Origin of the sequence: Mycolicibacterium pallens (assembly GCF_019456675.1) — a bacterium.
Taxonomy (GTDB): Bacteria; Actinomycetota; Actinomycetes; order Mycobacteriales; family Mycobacteriaceae; genus Mycobacterium; species Mycobacterium crocinum.
Genome location: NZ_CP080333.1, coordinates 4402081 through 4417172, shown reverse-complemented (window position 1 = coordinate 4417172; position 15092 = coordinate 4402081). Strand labels below are relative to the sequence as shown.

General features: G+C 66.6%; 17 protein-coding genes. 5 read left to right on the top strand and 12 right to left on the bottom strand.

Annotated elements, in window-relative coordinates; all coding sequences use genetic code 11:
* The first annotated feature begins 102 nt into the window (after nt 1-102).
* Both K0O64_RS21525 and K0O64_RS21520 read left to right on the top strand, forming a co-directional pair.
* Entirely contained in the window at nt 103-744 is a 642-nt protein-coding gene (locus K0O64_RS21525) for a TetR/AcrR family transcriptional regulator (protein WP_071942536.1), read from the top strand.
* Nucleotides 741-1247, top strand: coding sequence for a hypothetical protein (locus K0O64_RS21520; RefSeq protein ID WP_071942538.1), 507 nt, complete (start codon nt 741-743; stop codon nt 1245-1247). Before K0O64_RS21525 ends, K0O64_RS21520 begins: the two co-directional genes overlap by 4 nt.
* 19 nt (nt 1248-1266) lie before the next feature.
* Here the strand turns inward: K0O64_RS21520 and K0O64_RS21515 are convergent, their stop codons facing one another.
* The 8 genes from K0O64_RS21515 to K0O64_RS21480 all read right to left on the bottom strand — a co-directional run bounded on the left by K0O64_RS21515 (nt 1267) and on the right by K0O64_RS21480 (nt 8500).
* Nucleotides 1267-1464, bottom strand: a complete 198-nt coding sequence (locus tag K0O64_RS21515; RefSeq protein WP_071942540.1) for a ferredoxin — start codon at nt 1462-1464, stop codon at nt 1267-1269.
* Complete coding sequence (locus K0O64_RS21510; RefSeq protein WP_071942542.1) at nt 1461-2663, bottom strand: cytochrome P450; 1203 nt, start codon at nt 2661-2663, stop codon at nt 1461-1463. Before K0O64_RS21510 ends, K0O64_RS21515 begins: the two co-directional genes overlap by 4 nt.
* Nucleotides 2664-2769: 106 nt before the next feature.
* Nucleotides 2770-3576, bottom strand: a complete 807-nt coding sequence (locus K0O64_RS21505; protein WP_071942544.1) for an NAD(P)-dependent oxidoreductase — start codon at nt 3574-3576, stop codon at nt 2770-2772.
* Complete coding sequence (locus K0O64_RS21500) at nt 3573-4391, bottom strand: NAD(P)-dependent oxidoreductase (protein ID WP_071942546.1); 819 nt, start codon at nt 4389-4391, stop codon at nt 3573-3575. Before K0O64_RS21500 ends, K0O64_RS21505 begins: the two co-directional genes overlap by 4 nt.
* Nucleotides 4391-5260: an alpha/beta hydrolase gene (locus K0O64_RS21495; protein WP_071942548.1), complete on the bottom strand. Its 870-nt coding sequence runs from the start codon at nt 5258-5260 to the stop codon at nt 4391-4393. The genes K0O64_RS21500 and K0O64_RS21495 overlap by 1 nt, the downstream gene beginning before the upstream one ends.
* Nucleotides 5257-6903, bottom strand: a complete 1647-nt coding sequence (locus K0O64_RS21490) for a thiolase C-terminal domain-containing protein (RefSeq protein WP_071942550.1) — start codon at nt 6901-6903, stop codon at nt 5257-5259. Before K0O64_RS21490 ends, K0O64_RS21495 begins: the two co-directional genes overlap by 4 nt.
* Nucleotides 6900-7184, bottom strand: coding sequence for a ferredoxin (locus K0O64_RS21485; protein WP_071949666.1), 285 nt, complete (start codon nt 7182-7184; stop codon nt 6900-6902). Before K0O64_RS21485 ends, K0O64_RS21490 begins: the two co-directional genes overlap by 4 nt.
* 8 nt (nt 7185-7192) lie before the next feature.
* On the bottom strand, nt 7193-8500 hold the full coding sequence (locus tag K0O64_RS21480) for an NADH-ubiquinone oxidoreductase-F iron-sulfur binding region domain-containing protein (protein WP_071942552.1): 1308 nt from the start codon (nt 8498-8500) through the stop codon (nt 7193-7195).
* A 53-nt stretch (nt 8501-8553) separates the two neighbouring features.
* Here K0O64_RS21480 and K0O64_RS21475 point away from each other — a divergent pair, with 53 nt between their 5' ends.
* Entirely contained in the window at nt 8554-9027 is a 474-nt protein-coding gene (locus K0O64_RS21475; RefSeq protein ID WP_071942554.1) for a hypothetical protein, read from the top strand.
* Between the two features lie 14 nt (nt 9028-9041).
* Here the strand turns inward: K0O64_RS21475 and K0O64_RS21470 are convergent, their stop codons facing one another.
* The 4 genes from K0O64_RS21470 to K0O64_RS21455 form a co-directional block, all read right to left on the bottom strand.
* Nucleotides 9042-9950: an alpha/beta fold hydrolase gene (locus tag K0O64_RS21470; protein WP_071942556.1), complete on the bottom strand. Its 909-nt coding sequence runs from the start codon at nt 9948-9950 to the stop codon at nt 9042-9044.
* 61 nt (nt 9951-10011) lie between these two features.
* The gene (locus K0O64_RS21465; RefSeq protein WP_071942558.1) at nt 10012-10401 is read right to left on the bottom strand and encodes a Rieske (2Fe-2S) protein; all 390 of its coding nucleotides are present in this window, start codon (nt 10399-10401) and stop codon (nt 10012-10014) included.
* 4 nt (nt 10402-10405) lie between these two features.
* Nucleotides 10406-11551: an amidohydrolase family protein gene (locus tag K0O64_RS21460; RefSeq protein WP_220045745.1), complete on the bottom strand. Its 1146-nt coding sequence runs from the start codon at nt 11549-11551 to the stop codon at nt 10406-10408.
* 26 nt (nt 11552-11577) lie between these two features.
* On the bottom strand, nt 11578-12669 hold the full coding sequence (locus tag K0O64_RS21455) for an amidohydrolase family protein (RefSeq protein WP_220045744.1): 1092 nt from the start codon (nt 12667-12669) through the stop codon (nt 11578-11580).
* A gap of 229 nt (nt 12670-12898) precedes the next feature.
* Between K0O64_RS21455 and K0O64_RS21450 the strand changes: the two genes are divergently transcribed.
* Nucleotides 12899-13891, top strand: coding sequence for an acyl-CoA dehydrogenase family protein (locus K0O64_RS21450; protein WP_220045743.1), 993 nt, complete (start codon nt 12899-12901; stop codon nt 13889-13891).
* Nucleotides 13892-15070, top strand: a complete 1179-nt coding sequence (locus tag K0O64_RS21445; protein WP_071942564.1) for an acyl-CoA dehydrogenase family protein — start codon at nt 13892-13894, stop codon at nt 15068-15070.
* Nucleotides 15071-15092 lie beyond the last annotated feature (22 nt).

Here is a 15092-nt window from a genome sequence, read left to right as displayed (position 1 = left end):
GCGATCCGATCACTTCAAACTTTTTCCGCTGAGACCCTTGTCACATCGGTCCAAACCAACCTACTGTGTGTTCACTAGGTTGGTCTGGCGGAAGGGAGTGCGGTGACAACGCCCGATACGTCGGCTCTTCGCGCAAGCGCTCATCACCGCCCCTACGCCACTCTTCTCGCCAAGGGCGAGGATCGTAAGCAGCGCATTCTCGATGTCGCGCAGCGGCTGCTGGCCCGCAACGGCTGGCGTAACACCACCCTCGCGCAGATCGCCAAGGAGGCCGGTGTCACCGCGGCAGGGCTGCTGCACCACTTCGAATCCAAGGAGCAACTGCTGCACGCAGTGCTCGACGCCCGCGATGCCGACGACAGCGAACACGCCGACTATCTGACCGGCGATCTGGTCGAGGGCATCGCCAACGCCGCCGACCGGTTCGACCGCTCACCCCAGCTCGTCGGCACCTTCGCGGTGCTGATGGTGGAGAACATCGCACCGGATGCCCCGCTGCACGACCGGCTGGTGGACCGCTATCGGCAGGCGGTCGACATCATTGCCGACCGGATCCGCAGCGGTCAGGCCGACGGCCGATATCGAACAGACGTGAACCCGGCCCGGAAGGCCGTGGAAATCCTGGCATTTGTGAACGGAATGGAGACCTCATGGCTACTCGACCCGTCGATACCGCTGATCGATGTGTTCCGGGAGTACTCCAGGTCGCTGGCGAGCCAGCTGATGCCGGCCGCCGGATCATGAGATACCGGCTCGACATCGTCGCGCCCAGCGTCGCCGAGGCGGTGCAGCACGCCGGCGGTTGGATCTTCGATCGGGTGATGGCGGGCTGGGACGTCAACGTGCTGCTCCCACAGCCGGGCGACACCCGCCCGCTGACGATCCTGGGCGCCCAGACCTCCGACTTCGAGTCGATGATCGCGGCCGGTGACGATCAGCCGCACCCGCAGGCACTGGCGGTGGCCGCCGATCTGGTCGACGCCGACGCCCGGGTCCGCGAAGGTGTCCTGCGCGCGCTGGATTACGGCATGACCGAGGTCGCGCTGTGGGGTGACGCCCAGCCGAGCGATCTCGACCGCAATGTCGACTCGGTCGAGCACCGGCTGAGCTCGGCGGCACGCGTGTTCAAGGCACAGGCACTGGCCGCCGCCGCCATCGACGATGTGGCAGTCGCGGCGACTGAGACCTTCCGCAGCGGTGCGATGACCTGCCCGCCGATCGGCGCCGACCTGGTCCCGGCCGGCTGAGACGCAGCTTTGCGGCCTGCTACTCCTTGATGGAGATGGCCTGCCGCGGGCACTGGCGCACCGCGTCGCGGACCTGCGCCTCGTTCTCCGGGGTCACCTCGTCGGTGAGGACGTGCAGATAATCCTGGTCGTCGACCTGGAACACCTCGGGGATGATCCCCATGCAGATCGCGTTGGCCTCACACAGGCCGAAGTCCACTTCAATCTTCTTCGTCATCGCAGCACCTTCACCGGTACATGGGAAAAGCCGGCCACATTCTGCATCTGTACCCGCCGCAAGCCGTCCCACTGAACCTCATAACGCGGCATGAAGTCGAGCAACTTCTCCAGGGCGATCGCGCTCTCCATGCGGGCCAGGGCGGCGCCGAGGCAGCTGTGGATGCCGTAGCCCAGACCCAGGTTCTGGGCTTCGGTGCGATCGCGGTCGATGTCGAAGGTGTCGGCGTCGGTGAACGCGGCCGAGTCCCGATTCGCTGACGCCAGAAGGAGGAACACCGGCTTACCTGCCGGGATCTTCCCGCTGGGTACTTCGGTGTCGCGCAGCGTGTAGCGCACGTTGTACTGCACCGGGCCTTCATACCGCAGCAGTTCCTCGACCGCGGCCGGGATCTTGCTGCGGTCGTCGAGCAGCTTCTGCCACTGCTCGGGGAAGCGGGCGAAGTTGACCGCGGCGGTGCCCATCAGCTTCGTCACGGTCTCGGCGCCGGCACCACCGAGAAGCGTTGCAAAACCACAGATCTCGATGTCATCGAGACGGCGCAGATTGCCGTCGTCGTCGGGGATCTCGGCGGCGATCAGGCGGCTGATCATGTCGTCCTGCGGGTTCTCCCGCCGTTCCTGCACCAGCCCGTAGTAGTAGATGGCGGTGTCGATATTGGCCTGCATGCCGGCTTCGCTGGTGCCGATCTGCCCGGGTTCGCGGGACAGGCTGGTGTCGATCCAGTGCCGGACCTGCTGGCGGTATTCCTCCGGAACGCCGGCCATTCGGGTGATGACCTCGACCGGGAACGGCCCCGAGAAGTCCTGGACCACGTCGAACTTGTCCGGGTTCGCCGCGGCCAGGTATTTGTCGACCAGTTCGATGACCACCTCGCGCTGGGACTGCACCGCGCGCGGGGTGAAGGCCTTGTTCAGCAGGCTGCGCATGTGCCGGTGCTCGGGCGGATCCATGAAGATGATCGATTTCTGCGGCGGCTCGTCGCTCTTCACCATGGCCAGGTCGCAGCCGCGGGTCGACGAGAAGCTCTCGTGGTCCTTCAACGCCGCCGCGACGTCCTCGTGGCGGGAGATCGCGTAGAAATCCTCTTTCGCGTCGTAGTACAGCGGAGCCTCTGCCCGCATGCGCTCGTAGATGTCGAACGGATTCTCGAAGTACTCCTGCGAGAACGGATCGAAGACGAGTTCGGCCTGAGTCATTGCGTTCTCCTCCGAGGCGAGTGCTGGGCTATAAGCGTTACGGAAGGTTGGTTGATTGTAACGCTAACAGTGGGGCGGACGGGAGAGCGGAAAATGGCTAAATCACCTAATCTTTCGCGCTCGAGAGGGCGGCGTTGACGACGTCGCCGAGCAGCCCCAGGTCGGTGTCCAGATCGGCTGCCGTGGCGCGGACGACGGCCACGTCTTTGCCGATGAATTCGCCGACGGCGCCGATGAATCCGGCTGCCGACCCAACGCGGGCGATCGAGTCCAATGCCCGGCTGGTTCCGCTGCCGTGGGGGAGCGCGCTCAGCAGGGTGGCTTCGTCGACACCGAGGCGACGGCCCAGGTCGACGGCTTCGGCCACGATGCCGATCTGCGCGGCGAACAACGTGTTGTTGACGAGCTTGACTCGTTGACCGGAGCCGGTCGGCCCGACGTGCAGCACCGGGTTGGCATAACTGGACAGCAGCGGACGGGCCTGCGTCAGCGCGTCGTCGTCGCCGCCGACGAACACCGTCACGGTGCCGGCGGCGATGTCATGCGGTCCGCCGCTCACCGGTGCGTCGAGCACGCTGATGCCCGCGTCGGCCGCCTTCGCGGCGATCGTCTCGGCGGTGCGCGGGTTGCCCGTCGTGTGCAGGATCAGCGTCGAGTCGGGCCGCATGGCACCCAGCAGATCGTCGGTCAGCACGATCTGGCGCACCTGCTCGTCGGTGAACACGCAGACGATCACCGCGTCGGCGTCGCGGGCCAGTTCGGCTGGCGTCTCGACCGCAGTTGCGCCCAATTCCTCTGCTGCAGCGAGCTTTTCGGGGGTTCGCCCCAGTGCGGTGACTTCATGTCCGGCGTCGGCCAGTCGGCGCACCATCGGTGCGCCCATTCGGCCCGCGCCGATGAAGCCGACTTTCACCGTGGGTTGTCCATCAACCTCAGGGCGGCGTCAGCGGCGTCGAGCACCGCGCCGGGTTGAGCGCCGGCCTTATCGGCAATGCCCGCGATCAGGCTGACGTCCTTGTGCAGCAGTCCCGCAGCGACCTGCTTGAGAATGTCGAGGCTGCCGCCGAAGCGGGCGACGCTGCCCAGCGCGAAACTGTTGGCCGACCCGCGGGTGATCACCTCGGACAGGTTCTCCGGCGCAATCCCCAGTGCCGCACCGAGATCCAGGGCGGTCTTGGCGGTCGCGATGTTCGCGGTGAACAACAGGTTGTTCAGCAGCTTGGTGACCTGCCCGGAACCGACATCACCCAGGTGCACGATCGGGTCGGCGTATGTGGCGAACACCGGACGGACCTTCTCCACGACGGCCTCGTCACCGCCGACCATCACCAGAAGCTTTCCTTCTTCGGCGGCCGGTCCGCCGCCGCTGACCGGTGCATCGATCACCGAGACACCCTGGGCGGCGGCCTGTTCGGCCAGCTGGCGGCAGGTGTCCGGATGCACGGTGGCGTGCACCGCGATGATGCCACCGGGCTGCAGCCCGGACAGCACACCGTCCTCGCCGGTGGCCACTTCGAGCACGTCGGCATCACCGACCACACACAGGCACACGAGGTCGCTGCCCTCCGCCAGTTCCCGCGGCGAGGCGGCCACCGTGGCCGCGGTGTCCGCGAACGGTTCCACCGATGCCTCGCGCCGCGCCCACAGTGTGAGCGGATAGCCGCCTTCGACGATCCGTCGTGCCATGGGGCCGCCCTGGCTGCCCAGTCCGATGAATCCGACTCGCATTAGCCAGCCTCTCTGTTCACATCAGCGGTGATGCATTGCTCGACGAAGGACAAAACACTCGAGTGATATTGCGCGGCAGCCAAACTCAGGCTCAGATTGTGGCCGGCGTTGTTCTGGTGGTGGATTTCCACGCGCGGCGACTTGGCGAACGCCGCGGCGATATCGGCCAATGCCTCGGGCGTCGAATCCCACACCCGCTCGTGCTCGGCCGCGGTGAAGCGAACAGGCGCGGTGACGCCGCCGGCAAGTGCCGGAAAATCACGCCCGGCCCAGTTGGCCGATATCTCAGCCTCTTGCGGTGGGGCGCCGCCGGATCCGACGGCGTTGATGACGTCGTCGGGGTAGAGCTCTTCAGGTGCCCAGATCAGCTCACGCAGGCCCGCCGGCCGGTGAGTCGGAGTGGCCTGCTTGAGAATGGCTCTGGCGGCCGGGTATTGGCGCAATCCGGTGCCGGCCAGCTCGAGGCCCAACAGATCTCGTCCGCGTTCGGCGACGGCCATCCGCAGCGCGAGTTCGCAGCCGTTGGAATGCGCCAGGATGAACAGTCCGGCTCCGCGCTCCCGCTTGCCGAGCATGGCGTCGGCGGCGCCGTAGGCCAGATCGACCCGGCGCTGCGGCTCCCACATCGCATCCGAGTACGGCGCCGACGCCCCGTAACCCGGCCGGTCGAGTGCCACCGCGCTGAAACCCGCTGCGGCGCATGCGCGTAGGAAGGACAGCTCCGGGTGGTTGGGGCAGTCGAAGTAGGCCGCCGACGACGCGCCGCCGTGCAGCGCGATGATCACTCCCCGCGGATCGGCCGCCTCGGCGAACAGACCCGACATCGGGATCCCGTCGACGGGGACCATCCGGCGCACGGGAGCCGTCATCTGTCGACCCGCATGAGCAGCACCCCACTCGGTGTCAGTCCGCCGCTACTGGCCACGGCGACCTTGGCGCCGTCGACCTGCCGGTCGCCGGCTTCACCACGCAGCTGGCTGACGGCTTCGTGGATCAGTCCCATGCCATGGGTGCGGCCATGGGAGAGCTGACCGCCGTGGGTGTTCAGCGGCAGCAGCCCATCGCGGGCGATGTTGGTGCCGCCGTCCAGGAAGTCCTTTGCCTCGCCGATCCCGCAGAATCCGAGCGCCTCGAGCCACGACAGGCAGTTGAAGGTGAACCCGTCGTACAGCTCAGCGACGTCGACGTCCTTAGGCCGCAGCGAGGTTCGCGTCCACAGATGCGCCGACTGACCCAGCACCTGCGGCTCGTGAGTCAGTGTGGTCTGGTCCCAGTCGGTGCGTTCCACGATCTGGGTGCCGACCGCCTCGAACAACACCGGGGGCTTGGGCATGTCCCTCGCGGCCTCCACCGCGGAGACGATCACCGCGACCGCGCCGTCACAGGGCACGTCGCAGTCGTACAGCCCGAACGGCGTGGTGATCGGCCGTGCCGACAGATAGTCGTCCATCGTCATCGGGTCGCGGTAGATGGCGGTCGGGTTCAGCGCGGCGTTGGCCCGCTGGTTGATCGCGATCCAGCCCAGTGTCTCGCGGGTGGTGCCGTACCGGGCGAAGTGCCGCTGGGCGTTGAGCGCCAACGTGTGTGCGGCCGAGGTGGCGCCGAACGGCATCTGCCAGCTGCTGGTGCGCGCACCGCCGGGCGGGGCCATCTTGCCCTGCTTGAGCAGCTCCTGGAACGTCGACTCCCACAGGGTGCGGAAGCACAACACGTGCCGGGCCATCCCGGTGGCGACGGCCATCATCGCCGCGATGATCGAGCCGCCCGGCCCGAAAGTGTCCATCCCGCCGTTGATCCAGGTGGGTCGCAACCCCAGTGCGCCCTCCAAGGCTGTGACGCCACCTTCGCCCATTCCTGCGATGTCCAAGCCGGGGTAGGTGGACATCCCGTCGATGTCGGCGAACGTCAGGCCGGCATCGGCCACGGCCGCTTCGCAGGCCTCGATGGTCAACGACAGCGGGTTGACCATCAACCGGCGGCCGAGCCGCGATGCGCCGATCCCGGTGATCGCCGACCGCTCTTCGAACTTGGTCGCGGTCAGCGGCGGGCGGATGTGTCGCGCGAAGTCCTGCGGGGCGATCTCGTCGGCGGGTTGTTCGGCGATCTCTCTGGGACTCACCGGACGGAACAGCGGCAGATAGACGTCGTCGTTCTCTTCGAAGACGACCTCCACGAGCTGGCCCTGTTCCAGATCGGCAGGGTCGGCGTCGATGATGTTGGTGGTCAACCGAACTCGGGGATCCTCGACGATCGCCACCTGGGCCACCACGTACGGCGCGGGTAGACCCGGAATGCTGAAGCGCTCGTTGACCGTGAACGCCGACAGCACCGCCCTACCGCTGACCGGCCGGGCCTTCAGGTCGTGGCTTCCGCAGTACCGGCATACCGGTTGCGGCGGGTGGATCAGCGAGTTGCAGCTCTGGCATCCCTGGATGCGCAGCGTGCCGTCGGCGCCGGAGGTCCAGAAGAACTCGTTCTCGTCGGTGACCTGGGGCAGGGGAGCGCGGGTCACTGGGCGAAGCCCCAGCGGGCCTCGAAGACCGGCGAATCGTCGGTCGCCGGTGTGGTCACCGGCCGCGCCTCGCCGTCGAATTCGTTGTCGCTCATCTCGATGATCGCGTGCACCGGGCAGTCGAACAGGGCGCGCAAGACGTCGTCACGGTCGGCCTCGCTCACTGTGCCGTCACCGATCAGCGACGCATAGCCCCAGTCGTCGAGGGAGAAGTGCTTCGGCGCGTGCTTGGCGCAGACGCCGAATCCGTCACAGAGCGTCCGGTCCAACCGAATTCGCATCTCGCCGCTCACGTCTGCGTCACCGCCTCCACTTCGTAGGGTCGCTGGGCACTGAATCGACCCGCCCCGCACGGATCACAGGCGCCGGCGAGATGCTGTTCGACGATCGCGGGGAAGTGCTTGAGCAGGCTGCTCGCCACATTGGCCGCCCCGTCGAGGGTGGCGCAGGCACCCCGGCCGCGAAGCACGACCGACCACCGCTCCAGACGAGCGACGTCTTCGGCGGTCGCGGCACCGTCGCGCAAGGCACCCGCGGCCGCGGCCATTGCCGCCGTGCCGTTGAAGCACGACCCGCACTGTCCGGCGTTCTCGCGATCAAAGTAGGCCAGCACGGACGCCGCCACCGCCACCGGGCAGTCGTCGGTCAGAATCGCGACCGCGCCGCACCCCAGGCCGCAACCCAATTCCCGGAACGTCTCGTGGTCCAGCGTGGTCCCCAGCACGTCGCGGTTCAGCAGGCCCGCGAAGTACCCGCCCATCAGCACACCCTGTACCGAATCCGGCGAAACACCGTGCAGGTCGAGCAGATCCGTGAACGGCATACCGTGCGGCACCTCGTAGAGGGCCGGTGGCCGGCCCGCGCCGGTGATCGTCATCAGGAAGGTGCCCGGCGACCCCGCGGTGCCGGCCGAGCGGAACGCCGCGGCTCCATTGCGCTGCAGATACGGCAGATTCGCCAAGGTCTCGACATTGCTCACCAGGGTCGGGTGCCCGGCGACGCCGTGCTGGAACGGCCGCGGCGGCTTGTCGGTGGGCTTGGCCGGTCCGCCGTTGACCGCCCGCACCGCGGCGGTCTCTTCCCCGGCTACGTACCCGGGGTCCACCGTGACGATCGAAATCTGTAGGCCGCCAAGGGTATCGAAACCGACCTCGCTCAGCGCGGTGTCGACGGCACGCGCCGCATCCAGGTCCGAGACGTACACGAAGGCCCGCTGAGCACCGACCAACCGGGCGGCCAGGCGTACACCGTCGATCACTAAATGCGGACGGTGGCGGAGCAACCAGCGGTCCTTGACCGATGCGGGTTCGCCTTCCTCGCCGTTGGCCAGGACCACGGTGTCGTGGCCGCGAAGGTGCGCCGCACGGACCGTCCGCAACTTGACCGCGAGTGGGAAGGCGGCACCGCCGCGGCCGAGCAAGCCGGAGCTCTCCACGTCGGCGAGCAGGGTCTCCGCATTGTCCAGCGGCGCGTATCCACCTGCGGTCGCGTACGCGCTGTAGGTCTCCACCGTCGCCGGCAAGCGCAACAACCGGGGGGTGCAGCCCGGGGCGGTGGCGGCGGTCAGGGCCGTGCCCGCGGGGGCGGTCGCATTCATCGGTCACCTCTTCTGATTCGGGTACCCGGCACGTGGTCGCTAGGCTGACGCACATGAGAACGGCGGTGGTGCGTGTCGATGTCGACCCGTCCGGTGAGCTGACCCCGGCGCAGCTCACCGAGGGCGTGGCGACGCTGCGCGCGCTGGCCGACGACGGCGGCGTGACCGTGGTGGACAACAACCTGGCCGCGATGCCGCGTGGCCGCCGCGAAGCCGAACTGCTGATTAGCAACACCGCGGTCGACGAGCTCACCCGCATCGGAGTCACCTTGTGCGCCAAGGCGTTCGGCACCGAGCCGGTGATTGGTGTGGTGACCTACGTCAGCCGCGGCACCGACGAAGACGCCCACGGTGTGCTGGCCGGCTTCGGCCTGCGCGGCGAGATCGTCCGCACGGAAGGTGACGACGGGTACGACATCCTTCACGTCACGTTGAGCAAGGCCGACATGGCGCGCATCCCCGAGAGCCGGGTGCACACCGCTCTGGAGGCCTCCACCAACTCTGAGGTCCACATCCATCTGGTCTGAGTTCAGCCGGATGCTCATCGGCCGAGGAAGTCCAGGATGGCCGGGGCCGCCTGCACCCAGGTGTCGAACATGTTGAAGTGCTTGACCTTTCCGGATGCCCGGTCCTCGCCGGCTCGCTCCCAGGCGTCCTCGGGCCACGGCGGGTCGATCAGCGTCGAGCCCTTGATGAGGCAGTTCACCTCGAGTGAGGTCCGCTTGGGGTGGTCCCAGTCGTTTTCCCCGCCGCGGATGATGAGCGTGGGCACCTTGATGTCGCCGAAGAACTCGTCGTCGACACCGGGGATCGCCTGACCGGGTTTGGGCACGAACGCATTGAGCCAGCGCAGCATGACGCGGAGAAACTCGTCGGGATCCATCGCCAGGATCCGGTCCTTGTTGGCCGGGTTCTCGGCGATGCGCTCCTTCCATTCGTCAACGTGCAGAAGGCCTTTGATTCCGAGACCGCGCACCGCGAGAATGCTCGGCACCAGGTAGTAGGAGCCCAGCACGAAGCTGCCGTAAACGCCGCCGACGATATTCCACGTCACCAGTTTGGTGGCGATCTCGGGGTAGAGGATTGTCGTCAGGATCGAATCCCGGGCGCCGCCCGAGCCGCCGGCGATGATGCACGGCCCGATGCCCAGCCCGGTGATCAGCCCGTGCAAGGTCTCGGCGCGCATGTGGGATTCACTCTGCCCGTAGAACTGCAGGTCGGATTTCCCGCAGTTGGGTCGGTCCCACAGCAGCACGCGGTAGCCGCCCTTGACCAATTCCTCGGCCAGCGGACGCAGGCCCTCGATGTCCTTGCTGTACCGTCCGCCCGGCGTCAGGGCGATGAAATCGCCTGTTTCGCCGAGGATTTCGTAGACGACGTTGCCGCCGTTGATCTCCAGGACCTGCTCGCCATCGCGCAACTGCGGACCGGTCGTCGTCGGGGTGCTCATGCGGCCCCCTCGCAGGCTCGGGTGCCGCATGTCCGCTGTTGATTCGCTCCGCAAGCGTCGCTCATGCCATCACCAGAACGTCGTCGCCCACCACGCGTACCGGGTAGGTGCGGATACTCCACTCCGGCTTGACCGCCGTGGTTCCGGTCGCCAGCTCGAAACCCCACTGGTGCCAGGGGCAATAGATGTACTCCAGGTCGCGGACCATCACGGCGTCGCCGGGCACGCTCTCATCGACGATGTTGCGGCCACGCGGGCGTCCCGAACAGAGTGGGCCGCCCTCGTGTGGGCAGTAGTTGGCGATGGCGTAGAACGTGCCGTTGACGTTGTACACGCCGACACCGTGGCGGCCGATCGGCACCAATTTGTGTGTGCCGGGCGGGATTTCGTCCACCGTTGCGACCACGTGCTCTCGGCCCTGCGCCAGGCGGGGCTGCTTCTGTTCTGCCATGTGCTCAGAACACCCGCGTCTGACCCTCGAGGGCCGGGACGGTGTCCGGCAGGCCGTACGTCTCGATGCCGTTGCGGAACATCACCGCTTCCCGCGCGTGCTCGGGAAGGTGCTTCACCAGCCAGCGCGGGTCGTCATAGGTCCAGTGCGGGTAATCGGACGAAAACAGCAGGATCTTCTCGCATTCCATCCACTCGAAGGCCCGCAGCAGTTCGGTCTTGTCCTCCGGGTAGTCCAGCGGTTGGGTGGTGAATTTGATGTGGTCCTTGACGTACTCGCTCGGCTTGCGCTTGATGTCCAGCCAGGACTTGCGGGCCTCATAGATGGCGTCCATCCGCCACATCAGTGGCAGGATCCAGCTGAAAGCGTGCTCCACGAACACGATTCGCAGGGTGGGGAAGCGGTCGAACAGTCCATCGAAGATCATGCTCATCACCTGGTTGGCGGCGAGCAGCGAGTAGCTGACCATGAAATCGTGGTTGTAGCTGGGGAAGCCGACCGGGGGAATCGGCAGGGTCTCGTAGAAGCCCCGCGAGAGATGGCAGCTGACCGGCTTGTTGGCCTTGGTGGCCGCCGCCCAGATCGGGTCGTACTTGGGGTCACCCCAGGACGGCCGCGGTTCCGCCTTGATCATGACTTGGGCCATATACGGGTGTTCGGCCCACTTCTCGATCTCGCGGGCGCCACCTTCGGGGTCTTCGATAGCCACACAGATCGAGCCGCGCCAGCGCTCGTGCCAGTTGGTCCTGCTGTCGAGCCAGTGCTCGACCTGCCAGCTGTTGTGCGCGTACGACAGGGCAGCGGTCGCTTCCGGGATCCGGCACGGTGCATGCGCGGGCTCCAGGATGCAGATGTCGGCGCCAGCCTCCATCACCGCCTGTTTGAGCGCGAGATCGGGGTCGCTGCAGGCGAACTCGCCGTCATCGGGGAAGGTGTCCACCCGCATCGCGTAGGCGTGCGCATAGTCGGGTGCGTCGTAGTAGATCGTCTCGCCAACCCGGTGGTTCTTGAAGTACTTGGTGCGGATCGGCTCAGGGATGTACTCCTGGAGCACCCCGCGCTTGGGCACCGGGTGGACATCGGAGTCGACGCACCGGACCGCGACGCGTTCGGCGGGGGCGACTCGCTCCTGGCTGTGGGTCAGAGTCATCGTGGTCTCCTTAGCTCACCTGTGACTTAGTGTGTTCCGACGCCGGCCGGGATGTCTATGCCGTAGAGCGCCGCGGCGTTGCGCCAGCACACCTTCTCCCGCTGTTCGGCGGTCCACGCGGCGGGCAGAGCCAGGACGTCGCCGCAATGCCAGTGCGGATAACTCGAGCCGAACATGACCATGTCCTCCTTGCCGGTGAAGGACAACCATTCGTCGGCGAAGTCGGCGTCACCGGGCCCGTCGAGGCTGTTGTGGATGAAGTGAACGTGCCCGGGTAGGTAGTCGCTGGGCATCTTCGGCGCCCACGGGGTCTGCTCCAGGTGCGGCCGTCCGAAGCAGTCCATCCGCCACATGAACGGCGTCATCATGTCGCCGGCGCCGTCGGCGAAGACGAACTTCAGGTCGCGCCACCGCTCGAAGACACCCTCCGCGATGAGGTTCATCAGGTGGTAGATGTAGTTCAGCGACATGAAGCCCAGGTACTGCTCGTAGGTCCGGGTGTGTCCGGACGGGGTCGGCGGATAGGCAATGCCCTCACCGGTCTCGATGTGGGTGGCCACCGGCAGTCCGGCGTCCACGGCCGCTTGCCACAGGTCCCAGAACTGCGGCTTGCCATACAGCTCGCGGGATTGCAGCGGGATCCCGATCTGGACGACCCTCGGGTGGTCCTTGTACTTGTCGATTTCGCGCAGTGCACCGCGGATGTCGTCGGGGTTGACCCGGATCGTCCCGCGGAAGCGCTCACCGAATTCGGGATGGTCAAGCCAGCGCGACACCAGCATCTCGTTGTGGGCGGCCAGAATCGCGGTGCCCAGGTGTCGGTCGGGCATGATGCCGCGGCCCATCGGATGCAGCACGGCGACGTCGACCCCGCGATCGCCGAACAGCTGCTGGGCGACGAAGGCCGGATCGGATCCCGGGTATTGGCGGTCCGGCCCGCGGGTTCCCTCGAGGTATTCGCCGCCGGGTGCGCCGTACCAGTCCATCTCGTAGTCGGGGAAACCGCGGCTCTTGAACGGTTCCCGCATCACACCGCGCAACTCAGGGGTGGACCCGAAGAAGATGTGCACGCTCGCGTCGATGACGGGAGTCGTCGTCCCGTCGCGGTGCTCTATCACCACAACCGCCTTCCGGTGGTCCGTCTTCGTGTAAATCCGAGTTCTTCAACGGCAAGAATACTGTTCTCACGATTGAGAGTAGAACCTCGTTACCACTCTGCCTCAACCGACCGTAGGCAGCAAGCAAATCAGCCGGTAGAGTGCGATACCGTCTTAGGAGAACCTATGGCGCATGAATGGAGAATTAGATTTCCATTCAACGGGTTCCCATTCGGGCAGGAGGCAGCGAGTGCTACTGGAATTCGATGCTGATCAGCGGTTGTGGCAGGACACCGTGCGCGACGCGGTGGCCAAGCAGTGCCCGGCCTCGCTGATCCGCGGGATCGCCGAGGACGGGGTCGACCCGACTCCGCTGTGGGAGTCGTACATGGAAGCGGGTTGGACCGAGCTGGCCGAGCCGGAGAACGCGGTCGAATTGGCGATCGTGCTGGAGGAGTTCGGTCGTGCCACCGACCCGACGCCGTTCCTGGCCACCCTCACCCAGTTCGCGCCGCTTGCCGGTGACCGGTACGACCCGCAGTGCGCGGGCACCGCGGTCTACTCGGGCGTCACCGCTCATCGCGACGCCGACGGCTGGGTGCTCACCGGAACCTCGCGATACGTCCTCGACGGAGATCGGGCGCAGAAGCTCGCCGTGGTGACCGACGCCGGTGTGTTCCTCGTCGACGCTTCCGTCGCCACGGCCACCCGGGTGCCGGTGTTCGACCCGGTGATGCACGTCGCCGACCTGACCTTCCCCGGTGTTGTGGTGTCCGACGACGACCGGGTACACGCCGACCCTGAGCGGGCCCGCCACGTCGCGCTGACCGGCATAGCGATCACGACGGTCGGTGCGTGCCAGCGGATCCTGGACCTCGCTCTGCAGCACGTGCGGGATCGCCACCAGTTCGGCGTGCCGATCGGCTCCTTCCAGGCCGTACAGCACAAGGCCGTCGACATGCACGTCGCGATCGAACGCGCCCGCGCCCTGTCGTACTTCGCCGCGCTGACCATCAGTGCCGACGACCCGCGCCGCAGGCTGGCCGCGGCAATGGCCAAGGCCGCGGCCGGCGACTGCCAGTCGGTGGTCTTCCGCCACGGCTTGCAGCTGTTCGGCGCCATGGGCTTCACATGGGAGAACGACGTCCAGTTCGCACTCAAGCGCGCCAAGGCCGGCGAGCTCATGCTGGGCGGCGCCGCCGAACACCGGGCCGTGATCGCCGACGAGTACAGGGAACTGTAGATGCAACTTTCATTCGATCCCGACGTCGAATCCTTCCGCGACGAGTTCAGTGCCTTCCTCGACGCGAACCTGCCGACCGAGGCCGAGACCACGGAGCGGCCCCGGTCGGTGTCACACATGCCGGCGTGGGCGCGCCGCTGGCAGCGCTTGTTGTTCGACAACGGCTGGCTGCTGCCCGGTCAACCCCCCGAGTTCGGCGGCCGTAACGCGTCGATCCTGCAGCAGTTCGTCCATCTCGAAGAGCTGTGCCGGCGCAGGATCTACCACAGCTTCAACCCGCAGGGCGTGAACATCATTGCGGCGTCGCTGATTTCGTTCGGATCCGAGGAGCAGAAGCACCAGTGGGCGGTGCCGGTGCTCAAGGGCGAGAAGACGGCGTCGCTGGGAATGAGCGAGCCGAGCGCGGGATCGGACCTGGCGTCGCTGCGCACCCGTGCCGTCCGCGACGGCGACCACTTCGTGGTGAACGGCCAGAAGGTGTGGACCTCAGGAGCCCACGATGCCGACTTCCTGTTGACGTTCGTCCGGACCGACCCGGATGCGCCCAAGCACAAAGGGATCAGCGTGCTGCTCATCCCGACCGACCTGCCCGGGGTGGTCTGCCGGCCGTTCGCATCGATCTGCGGGATCGACGACAAGGACTTCAACGAGGTCTTCTTCACCGATGTGCGGGTGCCGGCCGAAAACCTGGTCGGTCCGCTCAACGGCGGTTGGGGAGTGGCCAACGGATCGCTGGGTCATGAGCGCACGATGATGTGGCTGGGATTCGCCGACCGCATCGCCAACATGATCGGCGACTTCGAGCCGAAGACGCCGCTGGAGAAAGACCAGTACGCGTCGATGATCATGGATTACCAGGCGCTGCGTCTGATGGGTTCCTCCGGTCTGGCCAAGGCTGCGCGCGGCGAAACCGACGTGGCCTCGGTGTCGGTGGTCAAGCTGTTCGGCTCCGAGGCCGAACTGCGGGCGTCCGAATATGCCCTCACGGCAAGCGGATCCGACGGTCTGGTACATCCGTCCAGCACCGGGCCGTACGCCCACCTCAACCTGGACCACTATTTCGCCAGCTGGTTCGAGCGTCACGCGCGAAGCTTCTCCGGGACGATCGCCGGGGGTACGTCGGAGATTCAGCGCAACATCATCGCTCAGCAGGTGTTGAGCCTGCCGCGGTCGAAGTAGACCCTCGCGGGAAGGCCCGGTC